General features: G+C 67.0%; 24 protein-coding genes. 9 read left to right on the top strand and 15 right to left on the bottom strand.

What is annotated here, in order from left to right; all coding sequences use genetic code 11:
• Nucleotides 1–115: 115 nt before the first annotated feature.
• Complete coding sequence (locus tag ACK4ZD_RS13225) at nucleotides 116–1,228, bottom strand: ATP-binding protein (protein ID WP_409662932.1); 1,113 nt, start codon at nucleotides 1,226–1,228, stop codon at nucleotides 116–118.
• Nucleotides 1,229–1,416: 188 nt separating this feature from the next.
• Here ACK4ZD_RS13225 and ACK4ZD_RS13230 point away from each other — a divergent pair, with 188 nt between their 5' ends.
• From ACK4ZD_RS13230 to ACK4ZD_RS13245, 4 genes are all read left to right on the top strand, one after another.
• Nucleotides 1,417–2,076, top strand: a complete 660-nt coding sequence (locus ACK4ZD_RS13230) for an excisionase family DNA-binding protein (protein ID WP_409662935.1) — start codon at nucleotides 1,417–1,419, stop codon at nucleotides 2,074–2,076.
• A gap of 9 nt (nucleotides 2,077–2,085) precedes the next feature.
• Nucleotides 2,086–2,826, top strand: a complete 741-nt coding sequence (locus ACK4ZD_RS13235; protein WP_409662938.1) for a response regulator — start codon at nucleotides 2,086–2,088, stop codon at nucleotides 2,824–2,826.
• A gap of 150 nt (nucleotides 2,827–2,976) precedes the next feature.
• Nucleotides 2,977–4,707 carry a methyl-accepting chemotaxis protein gene (locus ACK4ZD_RS13240; RefSeq protein ID WP_409662941.1) on the top strand — a complete coding sequence of 577 codons (1,731 nt, stop codon included), beginning with the start codon at nucleotides 2,977–2,979 and terminating at the stop codon, nucleotides 4,705–4,707.
• Between the two features lie 16 nt (nucleotides 4,708–4,723).
• A complete protein-coding gene (locus ACK4ZD_RS13245; protein WP_409662944.1) occupies nucleotides 4,724–5,254 on the top strand; it encodes a chemotaxis protein CheW in 531 nt (176 codons plus the stop codon).
• Between the two features lie 21 nt (nucleotides 5,255–5,275).
• On the opposite strand, the gene ACK4ZD_RS13250 is transcribed toward ACK4ZD_RS13245, so the two are convergent.
• From ACK4ZD_RS13250 to ACK4ZD_RS13270, 5 genes are read right to left on the bottom strand one after another with little or no spacing between them, the layout of a single operon-like run.
• Nucleotides 5,276–6,805, bottom strand: a complete 1,530-nt coding sequence (locus ACK4ZD_RS13250; protein WP_409662947.1) for a malonate--CoA ligase — start codon at nucleotides 6,803–6,805, stop codon at nucleotides 5,276–5,278.
• A gap of 16 nt (nucleotides 6,806–6,821) precedes the next feature.
• Nucleotides 6,822–7,613 (bottom strand): enoyl-CoA hydratase/isomerase family protein, encoded by a 792-nt coding sequence (locus tag ACK4ZD_RS13255; protein WP_409662950.1) that lies wholly within the window; start codon nucleotides 7,611–7,613, stop codon nucleotides 6,822–6,824.
• A gap of 7 nt (nucleotides 7,614–7,620) precedes the next feature.
• The gene (locus ACK4ZD_RS13260) at nucleotides 7,621–8,610 is read right to left on the bottom strand and encodes a Bug family tripartite tricarboxylate transporter substrate binding protein (RefSeq protein ID WP_409662992.1); all 990 of its coding nucleotides are present in this window, start codon (nucleotides 8,608–8,610) and stop codon (nucleotides 7,621–7,623) included.
• 44 nt (nucleotides 8,611–8,654) lie between these two features.
• Nucleotides 8,655–9,992: a malonyl-CoA decarboxylase gene (locus ACK4ZD_RS13265; RefSeq protein WP_409662952.1), complete on the bottom strand. Its 1,338-nt coding sequence runs from the start codon at nucleotides 9,990–9,992 to the stop codon at nucleotides 8,655–8,657.
• Nucleotides 9,989–10,717 carry a GntR family transcriptional regulator gene (locus tag ACK4ZD_RS13270; RefSeq protein WP_409662955.1) on the bottom strand — a complete coding sequence of 243 codons (729 nt, stop codon included), beginning with the start codon at nucleotides 10,715–10,717 and terminating at the stop codon, nucleotides 9,989–9,991. Before ACK4ZD_RS13270 ends, ACK4ZD_RS13265 begins: the two co-directional genes overlap by 4 nt.
• A gap of 246 nt (nucleotides 10,718–10,963) precedes the next feature.
• On the opposite strand from ACK4ZD_RS13270, the gene ACK4ZD_RS13275 reads away from it, so the two are divergent.
• The 3 genes from ACK4ZD_RS13275 (at nucleotide 10,964) to ACK4ZD_RS13285 (ending at nucleotide 13,412) form a co-directional block, all read left to right on the top strand.
• Nucleotides 10,964–11,704 carry a hypothetical protein gene (locus tag ACK4ZD_RS13275; protein WP_409662957.1) on the top strand — a complete coding sequence of 247 codons (741 nt, stop codon included), beginning with the start codon at nucleotides 10,964–10,966 and terminating at the stop codon, nucleotides 11,702–11,704.
• A 104-nt stretch (nucleotides 11,705–11,808) separates the two neighbouring features.
• Nucleotides 11,809–12,084 (top strand): helix-turn-helix domain-containing protein, encoded by a 276-nt coding sequence (locus ACK4ZD_RS13280; protein WP_409662960.1) that lies wholly within the window; start codon nucleotides 11,809–11,811, stop codon nucleotides 12,082–12,084.
• Nucleotides 12,078–13,412: a type II toxin-antitoxin system HipA family toxin gene (locus ACK4ZD_RS13285; RefSeq protein WP_409662963.1), complete on the top strand. Its 1,335-nt coding sequence runs from the start codon at nucleotides 12,078–12,080 to the stop codon at nucleotides 13,410–13,412. Before ACK4ZD_RS13280 ends, ACK4ZD_RS13285 begins: the two co-directional genes overlap by 7 nt.
• Before the next feature lie 4 nt (nucleotides 13,413–13,416).
• Here ACK4ZD_RS13285 and kdsA read toward each other — a convergent pair whose 3' ends face one another.
• On the bottom strand, nucleotides 13,417–14,259 hold the full coding sequence (gene kdsA, locus ACK4ZD_RS13290) for a 3-deoxy-8-phosphooctulonate synthase (protein WP_409662966.1): 843 nt from the start codon (nucleotides 14,257–14,259) through the stop codon (nucleotides 13,417–13,419).
• Between the two features lie 125 nt (nucleotides 14,260–14,384).
• Here kdsA and ACK4ZD_RS13295 point away from each other — a divergent pair, with 125 nt between their 5' ends.
• Nucleotides 14,385–14,627, top strand: a complete 243-nt coding sequence (locus ACK4ZD_RS13295) for a type II toxin-antitoxin system Phd/YefM family antitoxin (RefSeq protein ID WP_409662969.1) — start codon at nucleotides 14,385–14,387, stop codon at nucleotides 14,625–14,627.
• Complete coding sequence (locus ACK4ZD_RS13300) at nucleotides 14,624–15,010, top strand: type II toxin-antitoxin system VapC family toxin (protein WP_409662972.1); 387 nt, start codon at nucleotides 14,624–14,626, stop codon at nucleotides 15,008–15,010. The genes ACK4ZD_RS13295 and ACK4ZD_RS13300 overlap by 4 nt, the downstream gene beginning before the upstream one ends.
• On the opposite strand, the gene ACK4ZD_RS13305 is transcribed toward ACK4ZD_RS13300, so the two are convergent.
• The 8 genes from ACK4ZD_RS13305 to ACK4ZD_RS13340 all read right to left on the bottom strand — a co-directional run bounded on the left by ACK4ZD_RS13305 (nucleotide 14,983) and on the right by ACK4ZD_RS13340 (nucleotide 22,864).
• Nucleotides 14,983–15,408, bottom strand: a complete 426-nt coding sequence (locus ACK4ZD_RS13305) for a type II toxin-antitoxin system VapC family toxin (RefSeq protein ID WP_409662975.1) — start codon at nucleotides 15,406–15,408, stop codon at nucleotides 14,983–14,985. The two genes, ACK4ZD_RS13300 and ACK4ZD_RS13305, sit on opposite strands and share 28 nt — an antisense overlap.
• 2 nt (nucleotides 15,409–15,410) lie before the next feature.
• Nucleotides 15,411–15,656: an antitoxin gene (locus tag ACK4ZD_RS13310; protein ID WP_409662978.1), complete on the bottom strand. Its 246-nt coding sequence runs from the start codon at nucleotides 15,654–15,656 to the stop codon at nucleotides 15,411–15,413.
• Complete coding sequence (locus ACK4ZD_RS13315; RefSeq protein ID WP_409662981.1) at nucleotides 15,628–16,896, bottom strand: nucleotide sugar dehydrogenase; 1,269 nt, start codon at nucleotides 16,894–16,896, stop codon at nucleotides 15,628–15,630. The genes ACK4ZD_RS13310 and ACK4ZD_RS13315 overlap by 29 nt, the downstream gene beginning before the upstream one ends.
• A 76-nt stretch (nucleotides 16,897–16,972) precedes the next feature.
• Nucleotides 16,973–18,007: a capsule assembly Wzi family protein gene (locus ACK4ZD_RS13320; protein ID WP_409662983.1), complete on the bottom strand. Its 1,035-nt coding sequence runs from the start codon at nucleotides 18,005–18,007 to the stop codon at nucleotides 16,973–16,975.
• 329 nt (nucleotides 18,008–18,336) lie between these two features.
• On the bottom strand, nucleotides 18,337–19,575 hold the full coding sequence (locus tag ACK4ZD_RS13325) for a glycosyltransferase family 4 protein (RefSeq protein ID WP_409662986.1): 1,239 nt from the start codon (nucleotides 19,573–19,575) through the stop codon (nucleotides 18,337–18,339).
• 3 nt (nucleotides 19,576–19,578) lie between these two features.
• Nucleotides 19,579–20,712: a non-hydrolyzing UDP-N-acetylglucosamine 2-epimerase gene (gene wecB, locus ACK4ZD_RS13330; RefSeq protein WP_409662995.1), complete on the bottom strand. Its 1,134-nt coding sequence runs from the start codon at nucleotides 20,710–20,712 to the stop codon at nucleotides 19,579–19,581.
• Complete coding sequence (wbjC, locus tag ACK4ZD_RS13335; RefSeq protein ID WP_409662989.1) at nucleotides 20,712–21,824, bottom strand: UDP-2-acetamido-2,6-beta-L-arabino-hexul-4-ose reductase; 1,113 nt, start codon at nucleotides 21,822–21,824, stop codon at nucleotides 20,712–20,714. The genes wecB and wbjC overlap by 1 nt, the downstream gene beginning before the upstream one ends.
• Nucleotides 21,825–21,829: 5 nt before the next feature.
• Nucleotides 21,830–22,864, bottom strand: a complete 1,035-nt coding sequence (locus ACK4ZD_RS13340; protein ID WP_409662998.1) for a polysaccharide biosynthesis protein — start codon at nucleotides 22,862–22,864, stop codon at nucleotides 21,830–21,832.
• Between the last annotated feature and the right edge of the window lie 14 nt (nucleotides 22,865–22,878).

Raw genomic sequence — 22,878 nt, forward strand, 5'->3', positions numbered from 1 at the left:
CGGGCCAGGTGGCCCGAAAACGGGCCCGCAGGGGCCGCCAGAGCGAGCAAAATCGTGCCGCCAAAGCCCGTACAGCCCGCATCGCTACCCCTGCTGCAACTTGATCAGCGTTTCCCTAAGCGTTCGTCAGGGGTCCGGTCGGCGGGAGCTCGGCGCGGCGGCGCGCCATCAGGGCGGCCAGGTCGCGCGCGTACTGCTGCGCCTGCTGAATGTCCATCTCGGGGGTGGCGTTTCGTGCCGGCGCGCCCGTGGGCAGGTCGATGAGGAAGTTGCGCAGGCCGTCCTCCATTTCCTCGCGCAACTGCCCGCCGTGCAACTCGACGATCTGCTGGCACAGGCGCAGGCCGATCAGATCCCGGGCGCTCAGGCGCGGCGCCTCGCCTGTGCGCGATCCGGCCGATGTCAGGTCGTCCAGGCGATCGGCATGGAGGCGCCGGGGCGCGAACAATCCGCAGTCGCGGAACACCACCAGCACCCGCGGTCCCATCTGGTGGTATTCGATGTCCACCGTGCCACCGGCCGGCGTGGCGCGGATCGCCGCCTCCAGGCATTCGATGAACACGCGCAGCAGCCAGGCGTGGCTGCCATACACAGTGGACAGCTGGACGTCCCGCGGGAAGCGCGTGAAACGCACCTGCACCGAACGGGACCGCGCCAGCGCCTCGACGTTCTTCCACACCTCGCGCACGAGATCCCACATGTCGATCCGGTCGTTGGACAGGAGCGATTCGCTCGACCAGATCTGCGCGAGATCGATCAGCTTGCTCAAGACGCCGCCGACCTCTTCCACCTCGTCGAACAGCGCCTCCAGCGCGTGGCGGTCCGGCGACTGACGGGCCAGCCCCAGCGCGACCGAGCAGCGCTTCCAGGGCTCGGAGAGGTCCGTGCGGATGACGGTCAGCAAGTTGTCCAGCCCAACGGCGGGCGCCATGTCGGCATCCACCGACACGAACACGGCGGCGTCGTCGCGTCCCAGCCCCTGCATCACGCGCAGCTTGAGCGTGCGCCCGTCGCCGGAGGCCGTGGGCAGCGCCAGCGGCAAGGCGGTGCGCCCGGCCAGCACGGCGTCGATCGCCCGGCGCAGCGGCCCATGCGGAACGGCCGCCTGCGGCTGCAACGCCGTCAGGGACGATGCCTGCGCGTTGATGTAGCGCACTCTCGAATCACGGTCCACCCAGATGAAGCCGCAGTTCAGCGACTCGAACAGGGTGAAGAGGGTCTTCTGCATGGGGGGCCTGGTTGGCAAGTGTCAGTACGCTCATTGTTATCATTTTGATCATCTGGTGCAAGATGCACCGGCCTGGGGATCGCCTGAATCGGCATTAATTCACGCATGGCGGCCGCGAGCGCGCTGAAACTCCTCGACGAGCCCGAGGTTTCGGCACCAATATTGCCAATTCCTGCAAAAATGCAGAGATGGCCATCTCTGACGCTACTCCTGCGAGCGAGCACTACACCACGCTGGAGGTGGCGCGATTGCTGGGCATGGCGGTGCGATCCGTCCAGCTCATGGTGGACCGCGGCGAGCTCGAAGCCTGGAAGACCCCCGGCGGGCATCGGCGCATCTCCCGCCATTCCGTGCAGGCCTGGATGGCGGCGCGCCAGGGCGCGAGCCGACCAGCACCGCTCGACGAGACCTCCTCCGCCCGCAGTGCCCCGCCTGCGCCCGCCTCGCCGCGAGCGCGGGTGCTGCTCATCGAAGATTCCGCCCACTACCAGAATCTCGTCAGCCTGCTGGTGCGCCAGCAGTTCCCGCAGGTCGATCTGCGCGCGGTCGACGACGGGATCGCCGGGCTGGCCTTGTACGGCCAGTGGCAGCCGCAGATCCTGATCGTCGACGTCCTGCTGCCCGGCATCGACGGTGCGACGCTGATCACCAGCCTGCGCTCCCATCCGCAGTTTGCCCAGAGCCAGCTCATCGTGATCACCGCGCTGGACGAAGATCAGCGCGGGCCCTATGCCTTCGCCCTGTCGGGCGTGCCCGTGGTGCACAAACCCCGTCTGGTGATGGACCTGCCGCCCCTGCTGCAGCACGCCCTGGCGGCGCAGGCGCCCCGGGCGCAAGACCCCGCCTGAGGCACCGAGATGGCGCGCAACCGGGTCGTCGTGGTCGAAGACGACGCGGCCCTGCGCCGCTTCGTGGCCTTGGCGCTGGCCGACCTGGACGTCGATCTGGTGCAATGCGCCGACACGGCCCAGGCGATGGCCGCACTGCAAGCCGCGCCGGCGCGGCTGGTGATCACCGACCTGATGATGCCGGGCGAGCCCGGCTACGTGCTGATCGAACGGCTCCGTGCGGACCCCGCCCTTCGCGCCGGAGCCCGCGTAGCGGTGTTCAGCGCCGGCTTGACCCCGCCCGTGCAGCAGCGGCTGGCGGCGTTGGGCGTCTGGCGCTTCCTCGTCAAGCCGGTGTCGGTGGAGGCGCTGGAGCGCTGCGTGCTCGATGCGCTCGCGGATGGCACTGACGAGCCCCCCTCGCCGAAGCTCCCCATGCCCTCATCTGGCGACCGCTGCGGGCCCGCCCGTGCCGTGACGGCGCACTTCGGCGGTGACCAGGCCCTGTACGACGCATTCCTCGCAACGTGCCGCCTCCAGTTCCAGGCCGACCTGGAGCAGGGCGAGGCATTCCTGCGGACCCGGGATGCCGACGGGCTCCGCCGGCTGGCCCACAGCCTCAAGTCGGTCTTGCTGACGCTGGGGCATGAGGCGGCGTCGGCCCATGCCCACTCGCTGGAAGACGCCTGCGCCGGTGCGGCGCCCTGGCCCGACATCCGTCACTTCTGGCTGGTCGTGCATGACGAACTGGCCGCCCTGGCGGCACGCTAGCCGCCAGCCCGTCCATCAGCGGGGAACCCCATCCGGGGCGTGAGTATTTCACGCTTCTCTGACGAGGCGCAAATGATAAATCCGAATCATTCGACATGATTCGTCTGCTCGTATCATTTTTATCGTTTGAAGCATACGAAAGGCTCTCCCATGAACGCCAGACTCACCGTCCGATCACAGTTGCTGGTTCTCAGCGGGCTCTTCATCGTCCTGCTCGCCGTGCTGGGCGGGATGGCGGGCTACATGGTGAAGAAGGAAAGCGACGCCATGCAGGACCTGTACCGGGATCGTGTCGTCCCGCTCAGGCAGCTCAAGGTCGTGGCCGACATGTATGCCGTCAACATCGTGGAGACGGCGCACAAGGTGCGCGACGGCACGATGACGACGTCCGACGGCCTGGCATCGATCGCGCAGGCACGCAAGGCGATCGCCACCGAGTGGCAGGCCTACACGGGCCACCAGCTCGTCCCCCGCGAGGTCGAGCTGGTGGCGAAGATCCGGCCGATGCTGGAGGCGGCCGATGCAAGCATCAACGACCTGGAGCAGTTGCTGCGCTCAGGCGACCGGGATGCGCTGACGCATTACACCGCCCAGCGCATGTACCCGGTGCTGGATCCCTTGCAAGGCGTGATCGCCGATCTCGTGCTGGTGCAGCAGGACATCGCCGGCGCGATCTACGAGGACAGCGTCGAGCAGGTTCGGCTCACCCTGTTCACCGTGGCTGGCGTGCTGGCGGCGGCAATCGTGCTGGGTGGGCTGGTTGCCGGCTGGATCATCCGCGAGCTCACGCGCGCGCTTGGCGCCGAACCGCACGAGGTCAAGCGCGTGGCCGAATCCGTCGCCGCCGGTGACCTGTCCCTGCACATCCCCCTGCGTGCGGGCGACACGAGCAGTGTGATGGCGGCCATGAAGTCGATGGCCGCACAGTTGCTGGACGTCGTGCAGTCCGTGCGCCAGAACGCCGAGAGCGTGGCCACGGCGAGCGCGCAAATCTCGCAGGGCAACTCCGACCTGAGCAGCCGCACCGAGGAACAGGCCTCGGCCCTGGAGGAGACCGCTGCGTCGATGGAGCAGCTGCAAAGCACCGTCAAGCAGAATGCCGACAACGCCTCGCAGGCCAACCAGCTGGCGCAGTCGGCGAGCACCGCCGCGCACAAGGGCGGCACGGTGGTGGGCGAGGTGGTGGGCACGATGAAGCAGATCGAGGATGCCTCGCGCCAGATCGTCGAGATCATCAGCGTGATCGACGGCATCGCCTTCCAGACCAACATCCTGGCGCTGAACGCCGCGGTCGAAGCCGCCCGCGCCGGCGAGCAGGGTCGCGGCTTTGCGGTGGTGGCCGGCGAGGTGCGCACCCTGGCGCAGCGCAGCGCCGAGGCGGCCAAGCAGATCAAGACCCTGATCACCGCCAACGCCGAGCGCGTGGGCGCAGGCTCGCAGCTCGTGGCCCAGGCCGGCGGCTCGATGTCGGAGATCTTGGGCGCCATCCAGCGCGTGACCGACATCATGGGCGAGATCACCGCCGCCAGCCGCGAGCAGTCGTCGGGCATCTCCCAGGTGGCCGAGGCCATGAGCCAGATGGACCAGACCACGCAGCAGAACGCCGCGCTGGTGGAGGAGAGCGCCGCCGCCGCGGAAAGCCTCAAGCAGCAGGCGCAGCAGCTGCTGCGGGTGGTCTCGGTGTTCAAGCTCGAGCAGAACGCCGCCACGACGACGAGGGTGCCGCACGTCCCCGCCGAGCCGGTGCCGCCCCTGCGCACGGTGCCAGCCAAGCCGTTGAACACGGCCCGGCGTGGGCCCGTGGCCTCGAACGCCGCCACCCGCGGCCCCTCGGCCGTGCCGGCCAAGACGGGCACCGATGATGAATGGACAAGCTTCTGAGAGGTGTGCGATGGGCATGATGGAACGCATCAATGCGACGGGAGATCCCGCCGAGACCGCCGCCACCGACACGCCTGCCCCGGACCCGTCCGGACAGGGGGCGGCCCTTGCGCGCGAGTACCTCACCTTCCAGGTGGGCCCGGAGGAGTACGCCATCGACATCCTCGCCGTGCAGGAGATCCGCAGGCACGAGCCGCCCACACGCATCGCGGGAGCGCCCGCCCATATCAAGGGGGTGATCAACCTGCGCGGCGTGGTCTTGCCGATCGTGGATCTGCGGGTGCGCCTGGGCTGCGATCAGATCACCGACAAGCCCACGACCGTGTGCATCGTGCTCAAGCTGGGCAACCGCATGGTGGGCGTGGTGGTGGACGGCGTCACCGACGTGAGCGAACTCCCGTCCGACGCCATCAAGCCGGCGCCGGAAATGGCGTCGGCCGTGGACGCCGCCTTCGTGAGCGGGCTGGCCAAGCTGCACGACCGCATGCTGATCGTGCTGGACATCGTCGGGATGGTGAACGCCCCCAGCTTCGGCCTGTCCCACTGAGCTCGGACGGCCTGACCCCGTTCAAGCCTTGAAGAGCTCCTGGTGTGCCTGGCGCAGCAGGTTCTTCTGCACCTTGCCCATGGTGTTGCGCGGCAGTTCGGCCTGCACGAACACGCGCTTGGGCACCTTGAAGTTGGCGATCTGGCGCTTGAGCTGCGCGACGATGGCCTCGGGGTCGGGGCTGGATCCGGGCTTGGGCACCACCACGGCCACCACGGCCTCGCCGAAGTCGGGGTGGGGCACGCCGATCACCGCGGACTCGGCCACGCCGGGCATCTCGTTGATGTAGCCCTCCACTTCGGCCGGATAGACGTTGTAGCCTCCGCTGATGATGAGATCCTTGCTGCGGCCCACGATGGTGAGGTAGCCCTTGGCATCGAAGCGGCCCACGTCGCCGGTCTTGAACCAGCCGTCGGGTGTGAACTCCTCCTTCGTCTTTTCGGGCATGCGCCAGTAACCCTTGAAGACATTGGGGCCGCGCACCTCGATGTTGCCGATCTCACCCACCGGGCAGCGCAAGCCTTTGTCGTCGACCACGCGCACCTCCACCCCGGGCAGGGGCCGGCCCACCGTGCCGCCCACGCGCTCGCCATCCTCGGGCTTGCACGGGTTGGACGTGAGCATGATGGTCTCGCTCATGCCATAGCGCTCGAGGATGGTGTGGCCGGTGCGCTCACGGAATTCGTTGAAGGTTTCCAGCAGCAGCGGGGCCGAGCCGCTGATGAACAGGCGCATGTGGCGGCAGGTCTCGCGGCCGAAGCCGGGCTCGCCCAGCAATCGCACGTACAACGTGGGCACGCCCATGAAGACGGTCGCGCGCGGCAGCAGCTCCATCACCCGCTTGGGGTCGAACTTCGCGCACCACAGCATCTTGCTGCCGTTGAGGAGCGCGCCATGCACCGCCACGAACAGGCCGTGCACATGGAAGATGGGCAGGGCGTGCACCAGCACGTCGCCGGGCTGCCAGTCCCAGTAGCTCTTGAGGGTGAGCGCGTTGCTGAGCATGTTGCCGTGCGTGAGCATGGCGCCCTTGCTGCGCCCCGTGGTGCCGCTGGTGTAGAGGATGGCGGCCAGGTCGTCCTCGCCCTTGACCGCGATCTCGTGCTCGTCGCTGTGGTGCGAGGCGCGCTCCAGCAGGGTCCCGGTGCGGTCTTCATTGAGGGTGAAGACGTACTTCGTGCCGGCCTGGAAGGCCAGCTTGCTGACCCAGCCGAAGTTCTTGCCCGTGCACACCACCACGCTGGGCTCGGCGTTGCCGATGAAGTACGCCAGTTCACTTTGCTGGTAGGCCGTGTTCAGCGGCAGGTACACGTAGCCGGCACGCAGCGTGGCGAGGTAGAGCATCAGCGCCTCGACCGACTTCTCCGTCTGCACCGCCACCCGCGCGCCCTCGGGCAGGTCGAGCGAGGCCAGCAGGTTGGCGATCATGGCCGTGCCGCGGTCGAGGTCGCGCCAGGTGTAGTACTGGCCGTCGTCGGTTTCGATGGCGGTGGCGTCGAGCTGGGTCGGGAAGGCCGCGCGCAGGGCCGCGAACAGGTTGTGTTGGGTCATGGTGTGATGAAGACGTTCAGGATCCGGTGAACTGCGGCTCGCGCCGGTCGATGAAGGCCATCACGCCTTCTCGATGGTCGGGGTGGGAAGCGTAGCTGAAGTGCTCGCGCCGCCAGGCCGCATCGAAGGGGCGGCCCAGCGCGATCTGGCGCAAGGTGCGCTTGTTCAGGCGGGCCGCATGGGGCGCCAGGGCCGCGATGCGCCGCGCGGTGGCCGTGGCCTCGGCGGCCACTTCCGCATCGTCCACCACCCGCTGCACCAGGCCGCGCTGCAAGGCGGTGGCCGCATCGAGCAGCCGGCCCTCCAGCAAGATCTCGGCGGCGGTGCCGGGGTCGAGCACGCGGCTGAGCACGGCCAGCTCGTCGGGCGCCATCGGGAAGCCCAGCCGGCCGATCGGGGCGCCGAAGCGCGAGCGGTGCCCGGCGATACGGATGTCGCAGCAGGCGGCAATCTCCAGCCCGCCGCCCACGCACACGCCGTCGATCTGCGCCACCAGCGGCACCTCGCAGTCGAGCAGCGCCTGCAGCGCCGGAGCCACGATGTGCTCGTGGAAGTGCTGCAGGCTGTCCACCTCGAAGCGAAAGCCCGGCAGCTCGTCGATGTCGGCCCCGGCGGCAAACACCCCGCCCGCCCCGCGCACCACCACGGCGCGCAGGCCGGGCTCGCGCTGGGGCCAGCCCACGAACACCTCGCGCAGGGCCTCCCACATGCCCACGCTGATGGCATTGAGCTTGCCCGGGTTGGCCAGCTCCACCACCTGCACGCCTGGCAGCTCGGGATGGGGCAGGACAGAAATGCGGCCGCTCACGGTCGGATCAGTCCAGTTTCGCGCCGGAGGCTTTCACCACCTGGGCCCAGCGCTTGACTTCGCTGCTGACGAACTTCCCAAAAGCTTCGCCATACAAATCGGGCGTTTCGGTGCCCAGGTTGGTCCACATCTGCTTCAGCTCGGGCGTGTTCATCACCGTCTTCATCGCCGCGGCCATCTTGTCGACCGCGTCCTTGGGCGTGCCCTTGGGCGCCCACAGGCCATACCAGGTGGACACGACATAGTCAGGCAGGCCGGACTCCACCGTGGTGGGCACGTCGGGAAAGGCCGCCGCCCGCTTGGTGGCCGCCACGGCGATGGGCTTGATGCGCCCGCTGCGGATGTGCGCCGCCGACGAGCCCAGCCCGTCGAAGGCCATGTCGACCTGGCCGGCGATCAGGTCCTGCAGCATCGGGCCGGCGCCGCGATAGGGAATGTGCGTGATGAAGGTCTTGCTCTGCAGCTTGAACAGCTCGCCGGCCAGGTGGTGCGACGAGCCGTTGCCCGCCGAGCCGTAGTTGCGCTTGCCCGGGTTGGCGCGGATGTCGGCCAGCAACTCGGCCAGGGTGTTGGCCGCCACCTTGCCCGGATGCACCACGATCACCTGCGGCACGTTGGACACCAGGCCCACGGGCACGAAGTCCTTCTCGATGTCGTAGTCGAGCTTTGGATACACCGACGGCGCGATCGCGTGGTGCGCGCCGCCCATGAAGAAGGTGTAGCCATCGGGCGCCGCGCGCGAGGCGATGCCGGCGCCCACCGTGCCCCCGGCACCGGCCTTGTTGTCGATCAGCACCTGTTGCCCGAGCTGCTTGGTCAACGCCGCCGACAGCGGGCGTGCAAAGGCATCGGTGCCGCCTCCGGCGGGGAAGGGCACGATGATCGTCACGGGCTTGGTCGGCCAGGCCCCCTGGGCCAGGGCCAGGGGTGCGGCCAGGCCGGTGGCGGCCCAGGCCGCTGCGGCCGCCAGGACGCGCAGGCTCGTGCGGCGAGGCATGAGATTCATGGGTTTGTCTCCTTATTAGAAAGGTGGTGGTGCAATCACAGCATACGCTGCAGGGCTCGCGAGGCCACGACCTCGCCATGGACGAAACGCTCGTGGTGGTCTTCGATCTGACGCAGATCGTAGAGGTAGTTGACCATCAGCCCCAGCGACTGCTTCAGGCCCTTGCGCGACAGATCGCCGGCCCAGTTCAGCCGCTCCAGGCGCGCGCCATTGCCCAGGTGGAACTTGGCCACCGGGTCGCCGCGCGGCGTCACCGATTCATGCGCCAGGTAGAAGGCCGCCAGCGTGCTGATCGCCTCGCGCAGCGGCTCGCCCGCCTGAACCGGCTCCAGGCCGGCGAGCGCGGCGGGCTCACCGCCATGCTGCACCAGTGCGGCCAGGGCCTTGAGCACCCGCTCCTTCAGCTTCGGGGGCAGATCCTCGCGCTCGCGCAGGCCCGGCGCGTGCCGGTGCAGCCAAGTCGTGAATCCCGGGATCGGCGAGAGCGTGCAGAACGTGCGCAACTGGGGGAATTCGCGCTGCAGATGCTCGGCCACCCGCTTGATCAGAAAGTTGCCCAGCGACACCCCCTTGAGCCCCGGCTGGCAGTTGCTGATGGAATAGAAGGTGGCCACCTTGTACTGGCGCTCGTCGGTCTGCGGCTCGCTGCGCACATCGATCAGCGGGCCCACCGCCGCGGGCATCTCACTCACCAGCGCCACCTCCACGAAGATCAGCGGCTCGCCCGGCAGTTGCGGGTGGAAGAAGGCAAAGCAGCGGCGATCCGGCTGCAGACGGCGGCGCAGGTCGGCCCAGCCGTCGATCTCGTGCACGGCCTCGTGCTGGATGATCTTCTCCAGCAGCGCGGCCGGCGAGCGCCAGTCCACCTGCTCCATCTGCAGGAAGCCGGGGTTGAACCACGAGGACAGCAGGTGCAGGAAGTCGGCCTCCACCGCCGCCAGGCCCGGCTGGTTCTTCAGCAGCTCCAGCAGGGTGCGGCGCATGCCCACGATCACCGCCGTGCCGCCGCTCGCGCGGTTCAGGCGGCGCAGCAGCTCCTGGCGCGGCGGCTCGGCCGCCTGGATCAGCGCCATCAAGCGCGTGGCCTCGGGTTCCTCGGCATAACGCTGCGCGGCATCGAGCACGGCCTGCGGGTCCGGGCCGAACTCGCTGTCCAGCACCTTGAAGAAGGCCAGGCGCTGCTCGGCCGTCAGGCCCGCGTACAGGGCCAGCACCTCCTCGGCGATGGCCACGCTGTTGGACTCGCCCCGTTCGGACAGCAGGCGGCGGCAGCCCTCCACCGTCTGCTGCAGCCACCGGGCCTGCGCACGCGGGGAGCGGGCCGGCACGGGGCTGCGCCGGCGGGCGGGGGCGGAGCGGGACAGGAACATCATCGGGCCTCCCGGGGCGTTGGGGGGGGGGTTGCGGCCGCATGGCTCGCGCCGGACTCGGCCGCGCGCAGCGCCTGCAGGGCCTGCAACTGGGCCATCAGGTGATCGTGCATCAGTCGTTCAGCGCGGTGGGCGTCGCGCTGCACCAGCGCCTCGATCAAGGCCCGGTGCTCGGCGATCGACGCCTCCAGCCGCCCCGGCCAATGCAGCTGACGCCCGCGCAGCATGCGCATGAACTTGCGCAGCTCGTTGGTCGCCCGGTCGAGCCAGCGGTTGCCCGCCAGGGCCTGCACGCGGGTGTGGAACGCATGGTTGGCGCGGTAGTAGCCGTTCACGTCGCGTGCGGCAGCATGCAGCTCCAGGTCCTCGTGCAGACGCTGCAGCTCGGCCAGCTCGGCATCGGTGGCGCGCAGCGCGGCCTCGTGCGCGCAGCGCCCTTCCAGCAGCGCCATCACCGGGAAGAGCTGCGCCGCGTCGTCCTCCGACAGTTCGGTGACCTGGCTGCCCCGGCGCGGCACCGCCGTCACCAACCCCTCGGCGGCCAACACCTTCAGCGCCTCGCGCAGCGGCGTGCGGCTGATGCCCCACTCGGCCGCCAGCGCCTTCTCGTCCACCCAGGCCCCAGGCGCGAGCCGGCGCTCGAAGATCAGGGTGCGCAGCCGCGCCGCGACCTCCTCGTGCAGGGTCGTCGGCCGGATCGCGCTATGCAGCTCGCTGAGGTGGGTCATCGTCGGCCCGGTGCCGGCCCCATGCCGGCGGGTGTCTACCGACAATAGATCAAAAATCCATAATTACAAATTACGGATGAACCCTGACGACAACCACCGACCGCACCACCGCTGACCCGATCAGTGGCGGCACCCCGGTGCCCGGTGTGGGGGCCTCCAGATCGGGGGATGTGAGCACCCGCTGCGCTCTGGCGCTTCCAGCGACAGGGCTCTATGCTGGCCACACCCTCCACCGGACCGCCTGCCATGCCGCACGAACGCCTGAACGACCACATCACCGCCACCTACCTGAGCCTGCGGCTGGGCATTGCCGTGCTGTCCATCGCCTTGCCGCCGGTGCTGGCGCTGGCGGGCGCCTGGCTGGGCGGCGTGCCCCTGCAGGCCTCGATGAGCGCCTACTACCACGCTGGCGACGGCGCGATGCGCGACCTCTTCGTGGGCACGCTGTGCGCGGTGGCGGCGGGCCTGCATCTGTACAAGGGCATCACCGACCTCGAGAACCACGCCCTGAACCTGGCCGCCCTGCTGCTGGTGGGCGTGGCTCTCGTCCCCATGGCCTGGGACTGCGGCGACGCCTGCCCTGCCGTGTCGTTGCACGGCACGTTCTCGGCCCTGTTCTTCGTGGCCATCGCCTACGTGTGCATCTTTCGCGCGTCCGACACCCTGAGCCTCATCCGCGACCCGGCCCTGGCGCGGCGCTACCGCCGCACCTACCAGGGCCTGGGCGTGGCGATGATCCTCGCGCCAGCGGCCGCCGGTGTGCTGGGCTGGCTGCTGGAAAAAGGCTCGGGCTCCCGCTGGACCCTCTTTCTCGTCGAAGCGGCTGGCGTGTGGACCTTCGCCGCCTACTGGCTCGTCAAGACCTTCGAGATGCGCCGCACCCATGCCGACACCCTGGCCGCCGAAGGGCAGCTGGCCGTGCCCGAGCACGGAGTGGGCGATGCGTTCAAGGCGCTGGCGGTGGAGGAGGTGGGGTCTGCACCGTGATGCTCATCATCAGCTGAAGCTTGTTTTGTGCATTTACAAGTTCAAGCCTTTTTCTTGACAAAACAAGATATGTCTTGTAATTTGCGCCGAACACACCGTGCGGTATGGACTACCCCCTCAAGACCCTCACTCAGTTGCGCCCACAGCTGACCGCGTTGCGCAAGAAGCGTGGCCTCACACAGGCCCAATTGGGTGCTGCCATCGGCGTCACACAAGCCCGTATCGTCGAGATCGAGGCCAACCCCGGTGTCGTCAGCCTGCAGCAGATCCTGCAGATCCTGCACGCCCTGGACGCTGAACTGGTGATTCGCGAGAGCAGTTCCACTCCCGGGCCGGTAGCGGCCTCCACGCCCGCACCACCGAAACGGGGGCAGTGGTGAGGTCGCGCCTCATGGCGTGGATGAACGGCCAGTTCGTCGGCACCTGGACCGTGGACCGCGGCAGCCACAGCTTCACGTATGACGAAGCCTGGTTGAGGTCGCCCCGGCGGCGCTCGCTTTCGCTGTCCCTGCCGATCACTGCCAACCGCGAAGTCCGCGGCCCCGCCGTGGCGAACTACTTCGACAACCTGCTGCCCGACAATGATCGCATTCGCGAGCGCGTGGCGCGGCGCTACCGCACCCGCTCGACGGAGCCCTTTGCGCTGCTCGAGGCCATCGGCCGCGACTGCGTCGGTGCCGTGCAGCTCCTGCCCGAGGGGATGGCGCCGCAGGGCTGGGACCGCATCGACAGCGAACCGTTGAGCGAGCTCCAGGTGGCCAACATCCTGCGCGCCGTGCCGTCCGACAAGGTGCTGGGCCAGGCAGCCGATGACGAACTCTTCCGCATCTCACTGGCCGGTGCGCAAGAGAAGACAGCATTGCTGCACGACGGCCGCCAATGGTGCCGGCCGCACGGCGCCACCCCCACGACGCACATCCTCAAGCTGCCGCTGGGCCTGGTGGGCGGTTCGCGCCGCGTGGACCTGGGCGACTCGGTCGAGAACGAATGGCTGTGCTCACGCCTGCTGCATGCGCTGGGCCTGCCGGTGGCCCTCACCGAGATGGCCCGCTTCGAGGATCAGAAAGCCCTGGTCGTCACCCGCTTCGACCGGGAACGGCAGATGTCCGAAAACGGCACCCCCTGGATCGCCCGCCTGCCCCAGGAAGACTTCTGCCAGGCCCTGGGCTACCCGCCCTCCAAAAAGTATGAGAAGGACGGCGGCCCTCGGATGGCCGACTGCCTGCGTCTGCTCGAAGGCAGTGCCGATGGCGGCGATCGCGCCTTCTTCGCACTCACGCAACTGAGCTTCTGGCTGCTGGCCGCCACCGACGGACACGCCAAGAACTATTCCATCTTCCTGGCGCCCGGCGACACCTACGTGATGACCCCGCTGTACGACGTGCTGTCGATCTTTCCCTATGTGGGCGAAGGGCCGAACCAGTTCCGCTGGCGCAAGGCCGAACTGGCCTTGGCGCTGCGCGCCAAAAACGTGCACTACGACCTGCACAACATCCAGGCGTGCCATTGGCACGGCCTGGCCATGAAGCAGGGCGGGACGCCCCTATGGCACCAGATGCTGGCGCTCACCGAGCGCCTGGAGCCGGCCCTGCAACGCGTGGAAGCTGAACTGCCGGCGGACTTTCCGCAGCGCACCTGGGCCACGATCGCCCAAGGTGTTCGCGACCAGCTGGCCCGGTTCCGTGGGGGCCTGGCGGGCCTGTCCTAGGCAGTCAGTCGATCCGCAGCGGCGCAAACCCCTTCACCAGCGCGTCGATCGCCTTCATCTGCGCGAGGAAGGCCTCGAGCTTGTCCAGCGGCAGGGCGCTGGGGCCGTCGCACTTGGCCTGGTCGGGGTTGGGGTGGGCCTCCAGGAAGAGACCGGCCAGGCCCACGGCCATGCCGGCGCGGGCCAGTTCGGCCACCTGCTGGCGACGCCCGCCCGAGGCCGCGCCGGTCGGGTCGCGCTGCTGCAGCGCATGCGTCACGTCGAAGATCACCGGCAGGTCGCCCGTGACCTTCTTCATCACGCCAAAGCCCAGCATGTCCACCACCAGGTTGTCGTAGCCGAAGCAGGTGCCGCGGTCGCACAGGATGATCTGCTCGTTGCCCGCTTCCTTGAACTTCTCGACGATGTTGAGCACCTGCGGCGGACTCAGGAACTGCGGCTTCTTGATGTTCACCACCCGGCCCGTCCGGGCCAGCGCCACCACCAGGTCGGTCTGGCGCGCCAGGAAGGCGGGCAGCTGCAGCACGTCCACCACCTCGGCCACGGGCTTGGCCTGCCAGGGCTCGTGCACGTCGGTGATCACCGGCACGCCGAACTGCGCCTTCACCGCCTCGAAGATCTTCAGGCCTTCCTCCAGCCCCGGGCCGCGGTAGGAATGGATGGACGAGCGGTTGGCCTTGTCGAAGCTGGCCTTGAACACATAGGGGATGCCCAGCTTCGTGGTGACGCGCACGTACTCCTCGCAGGCGCGCAGGGCCAAGTCGCGCGACTCGAGCACGTTGATGCCGCCGAAGAGGACAAAGGGGCCGTCGTTGCGGCACTGGATGGACGGAGTGATGGCAACCATGGCGGTGTCTCACGGATGAAATGCAGGGCGGATTGTCTCACCGAGCCCTCCACTTCTTCGACGGTCGCATTGCCGTGGGTCGCCAGATAGACTAGACTACCAAGACTTAGCTAAGTTACCCCGCGATGCGAACCGTCAACATCCACGACGCCAAGACCCATCTGTCGCGCCTGCTCGAACAGGTGGCGCGCGGGGAACCGTTTGTCATCGCCAAGGCCGGACGCCCCATCGCCAAGGTCGTCCCTCTGGACACCCCCGATCCCCGCCCGGTACGGCGCCTGGGCTTTCTGGCCGGGCAGATCACCGTGCCCGACGACTTCGACACCCTGGGCCAGGCAGAGATCCAGCAGATGTTCTACGGCGAATGAAGCTGCTGCTCGACACCCACCTGCTCCTGTGGGCCGCCAGCGCGCCGGAGCGCCTGTCGGAGGCGGCACGCATGCTGCTGACCGCCCCCGAAAACGAGCTGTTCTTCAGTGCCGCCAGCCTCTGGGAGGTGGCCATCAAGCGCGGGCTCGGGCGCAACGACTTCCAGGTGGACCCTCGCGTCCTGCGTCGCAGCCTGCTCGACAACGGTTACCAGGAACTTCCCGTGACCAGCGGGCACGCCGTCTCGGTCGATCAGCTGCCACCTGTGCACAAGGATCCCTTCGACCGGCTCCTGGTGGCCCAGGCCACGGTGGAGGGGGTCACGCTGCTCACGTCCGACACCCAGGTGGCCCGCTACCCGGGGCCCGTGCGTCGGGTGTGACCCGTCAGCCAGTTCTCCACCTGCAAACCCGGATAGCCTGCGAAATCGGCCTCGTTGTTCGTGACCAGGGTCAGGTCGAGGCTGAGGGCGTGGGCGGCGATCAGGCGATCGAGGGCGTCGCGCCGGCGGTCTTTCACGGCTGCAGCCAGCACGCCATAGCGGTGCGCCTGTGCCTCGCCGAACGGCAGGGCCGGCAGGTACTCGAGCAGCCGCGCCAGCGCCCTGTCGGCGCGATCGCGCACCGCAGTGTCACGCTCCACCCCATGGCGCAGTTCAGCCAGGGTCACCACGGACATCACCGCCTCACCCACCTTGAGGGTGTCAAAGCGCGCCAGCAGCTCGGGTGGCTGGCGCTGGATGAGATGGATGCAGATGTTGGTGTCGAGCAAGAAGCGCATGCTCAACGCTCCGGCAACCAGTCGCGCTCGGCCTGCTCCTGCTCACCCCGCCCCTCGGCCATGAAGCCCGGCGGAAACTCGGCCAGCACCTCGCGCAGGCCCGTCATGGTCCGACGGCGCACCGGGCGCACCACCAGCGTGTCGCCCACCCGCTCGATCTCCACGTCCTGCATGTCCGCCGGAAACGCCAGTTCCTTGGGAATGCGCAAAGCCTGCGAATTACCGCTGCGAAAGAGCCTGGAGAGCATGGTGCTGCCTCGGACGGAATGAATGTATATACAGTATATACATTCGCACCCCCGCGCGGAAAGCCCTCAGGCCCCCCCCCCCAAACAGATCGCGCGTATAGACCTTCTCGTCCACGTCGGCCAGTTCGGGCACCCGCCGGTTGGCCACGATCACGTCGGACAGGCGCTTGAACTCGGCCAGGTCGCGCACCACGCGCGAGTTGAAGAACTGCTCGTCCTTCAGCACCGGCTCGTAGACGATCACCTCCACCCCCTTGGCCTTGAGCCGCTTCATCACGCCCTGCACGCTGCTGGCGCGGAAGTTGTCGCTCCCGGCCTTCATGATGAGGCGGTGGATGCCCACCACCTTGGGCTGGCGCTTGAGGATGTCGAAGGCCACGAAGTCCTTGCGCGTGGTGTTGGCGTCCACGATGGCACGGATCAGGTTCTGCGGCACCTCGTTGTAGTTGGCCAGCAGCTGCTTCGTGTCCTTGGGCAGGCAGTAGCCGCCGTAGCCGAAGGAGGGGTTGTTGTAGTGGTGGCCGATGCGCGGGTCCAGGCACACGCCCTCGATGATCTGGCGGGTGTCGAGCCCATGCACCGCGGCATAGGTGTCCAGCTCGTTGAAATAGGCCACGCGCATGGCCAGGAAGGTGTTGGCAAAGAGCTTGATGGCCTCGGCCTCGGTGTTGTCGGTCAGCAGCACCGGCACGTCGGTCTTGAGCGCCCCCTCACTCAGCAGGCCCGCAAACACCCGGCCGCGCTCGGATCGCTCGCCCACCACGATCCGCGAAGGGTGCAGGTTGTCATAGAGCGCCTTGCCCTCCCGCAGGAACTCGGGCGAGAAGATCAGGTTGGGACAGCCCAGCTCGCGCTTGAGTCGCTCGGTGTAGCCCACGGGGATGGTGGATTTGATCACCATCACCGCCTGCGGGTTGACGGCCAGCACGTCGCGCACCACGGCTTCCACTGAGCGCGTGTTGAAGTAGTTGGTCTCAGGATCGTAGTCGGTCGGCGTGGCGATCACCACGAAGTCGGCACCCTCGTAAGCCTCGCGCTTGTCGAGCGTGGCGCGCAGCCGCAGCGGCTTGCTCGCCAGGTAGTTCTCGATCTCGGCGTCCACGATGGGTGAACGCCGGGCGTTGATCATCTCCACCTTGGCTGCATCGATGTCCAATGCCACCACCTCATGGTGCTGGGCCAGCAGGATGGCATTGGAGAGGCCGACGTAGCCGGTGCCGGCGATGGCGAGTTTTTTCATGGGTGGGTGGGCTCCAACTCGATCAGGAACCCATTGTGCCTCCCCCCGATTTCAGCCCCCTGGGGAAGGTGGAACCTCACCACCCCCAGCCGACCCAGGCTTGACCCAGGTGGTCTCGCTGGCCGTTGTGCCAGACCACGTTCAGCGAGGCCCCCACTTGCACCTCGCCCACCGGTCGCTGGAGCGCCAGGCTGGCCGCGTGCACCCGTGCGCCCGGGACCAGCCTCTGCGCCCCTTCCAGGGCTTTGCCTGTGTGCAGCACCACCATGGCGTTGCTGCGCCCCCAATCGAGGAGTCCCCCCAGGCTCACGAGTTCCGCATCTCCGCCGATCTGGTGACCCAGCACCTGCCGGTGGTGCGTGTAACCCTGTCGGTATACATGATGTTGGTAGGCGCCGGCTTGATGCGTCCCGTAGGCATGCCGCATGCCGGTATCGGCCCACTCGACGAACAGACGCCATGAGGCGCCGTTCAGGATCCCCGGCGCTTCGCTGGAAAAGCGGCCGCCCGCTTCCCCTCCAGCCAACAGCAGGAACTTGTAGGGCATTTCACCGGCCTCGTCCTCACCGATCGCCTGCCCGTACAAGGCAGCTGTACCGGACGCGCCCCAGCGCCAACCGTAGCGCAAGTCCGCCCCAGCCAACTGGTTTCCCTGCTCCCCACCGTCAATGTCGCTGTTGGGGTCCTTTCCGAACAGGGAACGCAGCAGGGATCTGGGAGATTCGTCAAAACGCCGTCCTCCCCACTGCAATGTCCGCGACAGCCCGATCTGCAGCCCCTCCAGTGGCTCCAGCGTGATGCGCAAGCCCACCAGCCACGGGCGCTCAGGCTCCCTGTGGCTGGCCAGGCCGCCAATGAAGAAGTCGGCACCCCAGGGACCCAGCCAGCTCAGCCAGGACCATTCAAATGGGCGCTCGTCGTTCTTGCGCCAGCCGAAGGCGGCGATGGCCGGGGCACCCCCATCCAGCACCAGGCTCCCCCCCCAGCCGGGTCCCCAGTGGCGACGCTCCTGCGACAAGTACACACGGCCGCCTCCCAGCGAGCGGCTGAGTTCCGAGCCTTCCAGCGTGAACTCGGGCAAGCCCGTTCGCGAGCGGGTGTCGCTGGCCACGGCCCCCAACCGTACACGCCAACCCTCAGGCTCATCCCGCCAGGCATGCGTGACGCGCAGCCCCGTGCCAGCTTCCGCAACACCGATCGTCGGGACCGGCAGGGTGTGCCGAGTTCCGCTCCAGAGGAGAACGCCGTCCCGGTGCAGGGACGTCTCCCAGATTGCAGCCACGGTGCGGCGCCCTCCGTCCAGGGATCGATGCCGCTCGAGTTGCCACTCCAGGGAGGGTGCAGCATGGACATGGGCCGCCACCGCGAGGGCCGCCGCAGCAGCCCAACGAGTCCTGGAACCCCTGAAAAAATGCTTGCTTCTGTATGGCATCAACATTGTCACCTTGACCTTGTCTCGGTACCAGCTTCGGCCAGCCATCGCTCCAGCGACGACATGAGCTGGTTGCGATCGAACTCGCGGCGGCAGTAGGCCCGCCCCGCCTGCCCCATCCTGCGCCGCTCTTCCGCGGGGAGCCCCGCGAGAGCCTGAACCTGTTCCGCCAGGGCGTGCGCGTCTCCCGCCGGCGCAACACGACCGGCGCCTGCTTCCATGATGACGCGTGCACCTTCCCCATCCAGCATGCCCACCAGCGGAATACCTGAAGCCAGATAGCTCTGCACCTTGCCCGGGATGGTCATCGCAAAGATCGGTTCTGGCTTCAGCGATACCAGCAAGGCGCCTGCTCCCTTGAAAAAGGAGGGCATGCGCTCCAGCGGATGGCGCCCCAGCAGGATGACGCGGTCCGCCAGCCCTCGGCGCGCGATCTCCTCGCGCAGCCACGGGGCAGCCCGCCCGTCGCCGAGCACCAACCAGCGGATGTCGTTGCGGTGACGCAGCAGGTCGGCCGCGTGCACGATCGCGGGGAAATCCTGGGCCTCGCCGATGTTGCCGGCAAACATCACGTTGAAGCCTTCGGTGTAGGGCTCCAGCTCAGGCGCCAGGACGGCCTCGTCCAACTCCTGGTCGAACGTGCTTTCGGCCCACGCCGGGAAGTAGCGAATGTCGTGGCGGCGCCCTCCCCAGCGCTCGACGTTGGAATAGAAGGCCTTCGACTGCACCAGCACCCGGGCACAGCGGCGGTAAATGAAGGCTACCAGACGCCCCACCCACCCCAACACGCGGGGTGACTTCACCACCCCCACGGCCGCCAGGGTGTCCGGCCAAAGATCCAGCACCCACATCAGCACCGGCGCACGCTTGAGGCGACCCAGCAACAGCGCAGGCAGCGCCGCAGTGATGGGGGAAGTCTGGAACATGAAGATGGCATCGAAGCCGCGGCCTCTGAGCAGCCAGGGACCCCAAAACAGGCCCCAGAGCACGAAGCTCAGATAGTTGAGCATCAGCCTGAGGCTGCCTTGTCCCCGAGGCCGCAGCGGCACCCGCAACACCTCGGCACCTTCGAAGTGAGAAAACGCTGCCGGATTGCGCCGGTAGTCTTCGAAAACCTCTCCTCCGGGATAGTTCGGGCGCCCCGTGAGGACCGTCACTTCATGACCACGCCGCACCAACTCGGCCACGACGTCATTGACGCGAAACGCCTCGGGCCAGAAGTACTGGCTGACGACCAAGATGCGCACGGCTCAGCTGTACTGGCGCCACACCACGCGCTTCACGTAATCGGTGTAGCTGTGGAGGATGCGGACGACCTTGTCCGAGACGTTGGGCATGCTGTAGTCGCCCACCAGGCGCAGGGTCCGTTCGTCACCACGCCGCTGGCTTTGCAAAATGGCCAGCCCCTGCCTGACCCGCTCGGTGCTGAGCCCCACCATCATCACCGCCGCCTCTTCCATGCCCTCCGGCCGTTCGTGCGCTTCACGCAGGTTGAGCGCCGGGAAGTTCAGGATGGACGACTCCTCGTTGATGGTCCCACTGTCGGAGAGCACGGCCCGTGCCGTCGTCTGCAGCTTCACATAGTCGTGAAAACCCAGCGGCTTGAGCAACCGCACCTGCGCGTGAAACGTCAGCCCTTCCGCGTCGATGCGTCGCTGGGTGCGCGGGTGAGTGGAAACGATGACGGGCAGGCCATGATCCTCGGCCACCGCATTGAGCACCTCGGCCAGCTTGCGCGCCGTGCCGGGCAAGTCGATGTTCTCCTCACGATGCGCGCTCACCACGAAGAACCTGCCCGCCTCCAACCCGAGGCGCTCCAGAACGTTCGACGCCTCAATGTGCTCGCGATAGTGATGCAGCACCTCATACATCGGGCTGCCTGTCTTGATCACCAGATCAGGTGGCAACCCCTCGCGCAGCAGGTATTCCCTGGCGATATCGCTGTAGGTGAGGTTCACGTCGGCGGTGTGGTCAACAATACGGCGGTTCGTCTCCTCAGGCACCCGCTGATCGAAGCAGCGGTTGCCGGCTTCCATGTGGAAGATGGGAATCTTGCGACGCTTGGCAGGGATCACGGCCAGGCAGCTGTTCGTATCACCCAGCACCAGCATGGCTTCGGGCCGCACCTGTTCGAGCACGTCGTCCACGGCCATGATGACGCGGCCTATGGTCTGAGCGGCATTGCCGCCGGCGCTGTTGAGGAAGTGATCCGGCTTGCGCACGCCCAGGTCGTCGAAGAAGACTTGGTTGAGTTCGTAGTCGTAGTTCTGCCCGGTATGCACGAGCACGTGGTCGCAGTGCTCATCGAGGCGCGCCAGCACACGCGACAGACGGATGATCTCCGGTCGGGTCCCGACCACCGTCATCACCTTCAGCTTCTTCATCATGCCTTGACCTTCATCGTGATCGTGTCGGGACGTGCCCGGTCAAACACCTCGTTCGCCCACAGCATGACGATCAGCTCGTCGCTACCGATGTTGGTGATGTTGTGAGTCCATCCAGGCACGGTCTCCACGATGCGGCCCTCACCCCCTTCGACCACGATCTCGTGCATTTCGTTGGTCAGGATGTGCCGGAAGCCGAAATGCGCCTTGCCGCGAATGACCAAGAATTTCTCGGTCTTGCTGTGGTGATAGTGCTCACCCCGCGTGACGCCTGGGTGCGCCGTGAAGTACGAGAACTGGCCGCAGTCAGGCGTCTTGAGCATTTCCACGAACACGCCCCGTGCGTCGCCGTGGCGCGGCACCTCGTAGGCAAAGCTTTCGGTCGGCAAGTAACTGACATAGGTGGAATACAAGGCCCGCACCAGACCTGTTCCCACCCGTTCCGTCATCAGCGTGCCCCGGCTTGCCGCAAATGCCTGCACCAGGCCAGCCACTTCCCCTACCGTCGTGTCATAGACCGGTCCCGCCTCTAGGAGGCCAGCATCGGGACGCGGCTCGGACAGCAAGGCCGTGAAAGCCTGCACCACATCATCCACATAGACCAGGCGCAGCGGCGCGGCCGGATCATTGACCTGGATTGGCAATCCGCGCGCAATGTTGTGGCAGAAAGTGGCAACGGCTGAGTTGTAGTTGGGCCGGCACCACTTGCCAAAGACGTTGGTGAGTCGGAACACCCAGACCGGTGCCCCGTGCCGGTCCCCGTAGGCATAGACCCGTTCCTCGGCCTCACGCTTGCTGCGGCCATAGGCATTGTCCAGCGAGGCCTGCGTTGATGACGCCAGCACCAGCGGAATCGGCCGGCCCGTTGCCGCCATCGCATCACACACCAGCTGAGTGAAGCCGACATTGCCGGCAGCGAATTCTGAAGGGTCCTGCGGACGATTCACCCCGGCGAGGTGAAAGACAAAGTCGGCATCGCCTATCGCCCGGGCGAGGTCCTGCGCAGAACTGTGCCGGGTGATGGGAGAAATCTTCACCTGCCCCAATTCGGACAAGCGCTGCCTGAGGTTGCGCCCGATGAAGCCCTCGGCCCCCGTGATGACGATGTTCACCAGTCTCACTCCTCGGGCGTGGCCGGCTCGCCACGGGCAATACGTTGCATGAAATCAAGCTTGAGCAGCAGTTTTTTCATGCCTTCCACGTCCAGGCGGTCGGTGTTGTGAGAGTTGTAGTCTTCCTCTGCGCTGATGCGAAGCTCCCCTTCTTCGACGAACTTGCCATAGTTGAGATCGCGGGTGTCAGCCGGCACGCGGAAGTAGCCCCCCAGATCGTCGGCGCAGGCCCGCTCTTCGCGGCTGAGCAGGGTTTCGTACAACTTCTCCCCATGCCGCGTGCCGATCTCACGAACCTCGTGCCCCGGCCGGTCCATCAGTTCCAGAATGGCTTGGGCCAGCGTCTTGACCGTTGCCGCTGGGGCCTTCTGCACAAAGATGTCGCCGTTGTTGCCATGCTGAAAGGCGTAAAGCACCAACTCCACGGCGTCATCCAGCGTCATCATGAACCGCGTCATCGAGGGGTCGGTGATCGTGATGGGCTGGCCCGCCAGCACCTGCTGGACAAACAGCGGAATCACCGAGCCGCGCGAGGCCATGACGTTGCCGTAGCGTGTCCCGCAGATCACGGTATCGGTGCCTTCGAGGTTGCGGGAGGTGGCCACCATCACCTTTTCCATCATCGCCTTGGAAATGCCCATTGCGTTGATGGGATACACCGCCTTGTCGGTGCTGAGGCAGATCACTCGCTTCACCCCCGCATCGATGGCAGCACGCAGGACGTTCTCGGTACCCAGCACATTGGTGCGCACAGCCTGCATCGGGTGGAATTCGCAGGACGGGACCTGCTTGAGGGCCGCGGCATGGAAGACATAGTCCACTCCGCGGATGGCGGCATCCACGCTGGTGGCGTCTCGTACGTCGCCGATGTAGAACTTCAGCTTGGGATTGCTGTAGCGTTTGCGCATGTCGTCCTGCTTCTTCTCGTCACGACTGAAGATGCGGATCTCGCGCAGGCCGGAATCCAGGAAGCGACGCAGCACCGCATTGCCGAAGCTGCCAGTGCCACCGGTGATCAAAAGGGTCTTGTTGTCGAACATGGTCATGGGTTTCA

The organism is Caldimonas sp., assembly GCF_046291045.1.
Classification (GTDB): Bacteria; Pseudomonadota; Gammaproteobacteria; order Burkholderiales; family Burkholderiaceae_C; genus Caldimonas.

What these genes read in the sequence shown, in the direction of transcription:
- ACK4ZD_RS13250 (WP_409662947.1), bottom strand. Translation starts at nt 6,805, where the DNA reads ATGACCCAACACAACCTGTTCGCGGCCCTGCGCGCGGCCTTCCCGACC.
- ACK4ZD_RS13265 (WP_409662952.1), bottom strand. Translation starts at nt 9,992, where the DNA reads ATGATGTTCCTGTCCCGCTCCGCCCCCGCCCGCCGGCGCAGCCCCGTG.
- ACK4ZD_RS13295 (WP_409662969.1), top strand. Translation starts at nt 14,385, where the DNA reads ATGCGAACCGTCAACATCCACGACGCCAAGACCCATCTGTCGCGCCTG.
- ACK4ZD_RS13270 (WP_409662955.1), bottom strand. Translation starts at nt 10,717, where the DNA reads ATGACCCACCTCAGCGAGCTGCATAGCGCGATCCGGCCGACGACCCTG.
- ACK4ZD_RS13340 (WP_409662998.1), bottom strand. Translation starts at nt 22,864, where the DNA reads ATGTTCGACAACAAGACCCTTTTGATCACCGGTGGCACTGGCAGCTTC.
- ACK4ZD_RS13300 (WP_409662972.1), top strand. Translation starts at nt 14,624, where the DNA reads ATGAAGCTGCTGCTCGACACCCACCTGCTCCTGTGGGCCGCCAGCGCG.
- ACK4ZD_RS13235 (WP_409662938.1), top strand. Translation starts at nt 2,086, where the DNA reads ATGGCGCGCAACCGGGTCGTCGTGGTCGAAGACGACGCGGCCCTGCGC.
- ACK4ZD_RS13225 (WP_409662932.1), bottom strand. Translation starts at nt 1,228, where the DNA reads ATGCAGAAGACCCTCTTCACCCTGTTCGAGTCGCTGAACTGCGGCTTC.
- ACK4ZD_RS13305 (WP_409662975.1), bottom strand. Translation starts at nt 15,408, where the DNA reads ATGCGCTTCTTGCTCGACACCAACATCTGCATCCATCTCATCCAGCGC.
- ACK4ZD_RS13245 (WP_409662944.1), top strand. Translation starts at nt 4,724, where the DNA reads ATGATGGAACGCATCAATGCGACGGGAGATCCCGCCGAGACCGCCGCC.
- ACK4ZD_RS13310 (WP_409662978.1), bottom strand. Translation starts at nt 15,656, where the DNA reads ATGCTCTCCAGGCTCTTTCGCAGCGGTAATTCGCAGGCTTTGCGCATT.
- ACK4ZD_RS13280 (WP_409662960.1), top strand. Translation starts at nt 11,809, where the DNA reads ATGGACTACCCCCTCAAGACCCTCACTCAGTTGCGCCCACAGCTGACC.
- ACK4ZD_RS13275 (WP_409662957.1), top strand. Translation starts at nt 10,964, where the DNA reads ATGCCGCACGAACGCCTGAACGACCACATCACCGCCACCTACCTGAGC.
- ACK4ZD_RS13230 (WP_409662935.1), top strand. Translation starts at nt 1,417, where the DNA reads ATGGCCATCTCTGACGCTACTCCTGCGAGCGAGCACTACACCACGCTG.
- ACK4ZD_RS13240 (WP_409662941.1), top strand. Translation starts at nt 2,977, where the DNA reads ATGAACGCCAGACTCACCGTCCGATCACAGTTGCTGGTTCTCAGCGGG.
- kdsA (WP_409662966.1), bottom strand. Translation starts at nt 14,259, where the DNA reads ATGGTTGCCATCACTCCGTCCATCCAGTGCCGCAACGACGGCCCCTTT.
- ACK4ZD_RS13315 (WP_409662981.1), bottom strand. Translation starts at nt 16,896, where the DNA reads ATGAAAAAACTCGCCATCGCCGGCACCGGCTACGTCGGCCTCTCCAAT.
- ACK4ZD_RS13260 (WP_409662992.1), bottom strand. Translation starts at nt 8,610, where the DNA reads ATGCCTCGCCGCACGAGCCTGCGCGTCCTGGCGGCCGCAGCGGCCTGG.
- wecB (WP_409662995.1), bottom strand. Translation starts at nt 20,712, where the DNA reads ATGAAGAAGCTGAAGGTGATGACGGTGGTCGGGACCCGACCGGAGATC.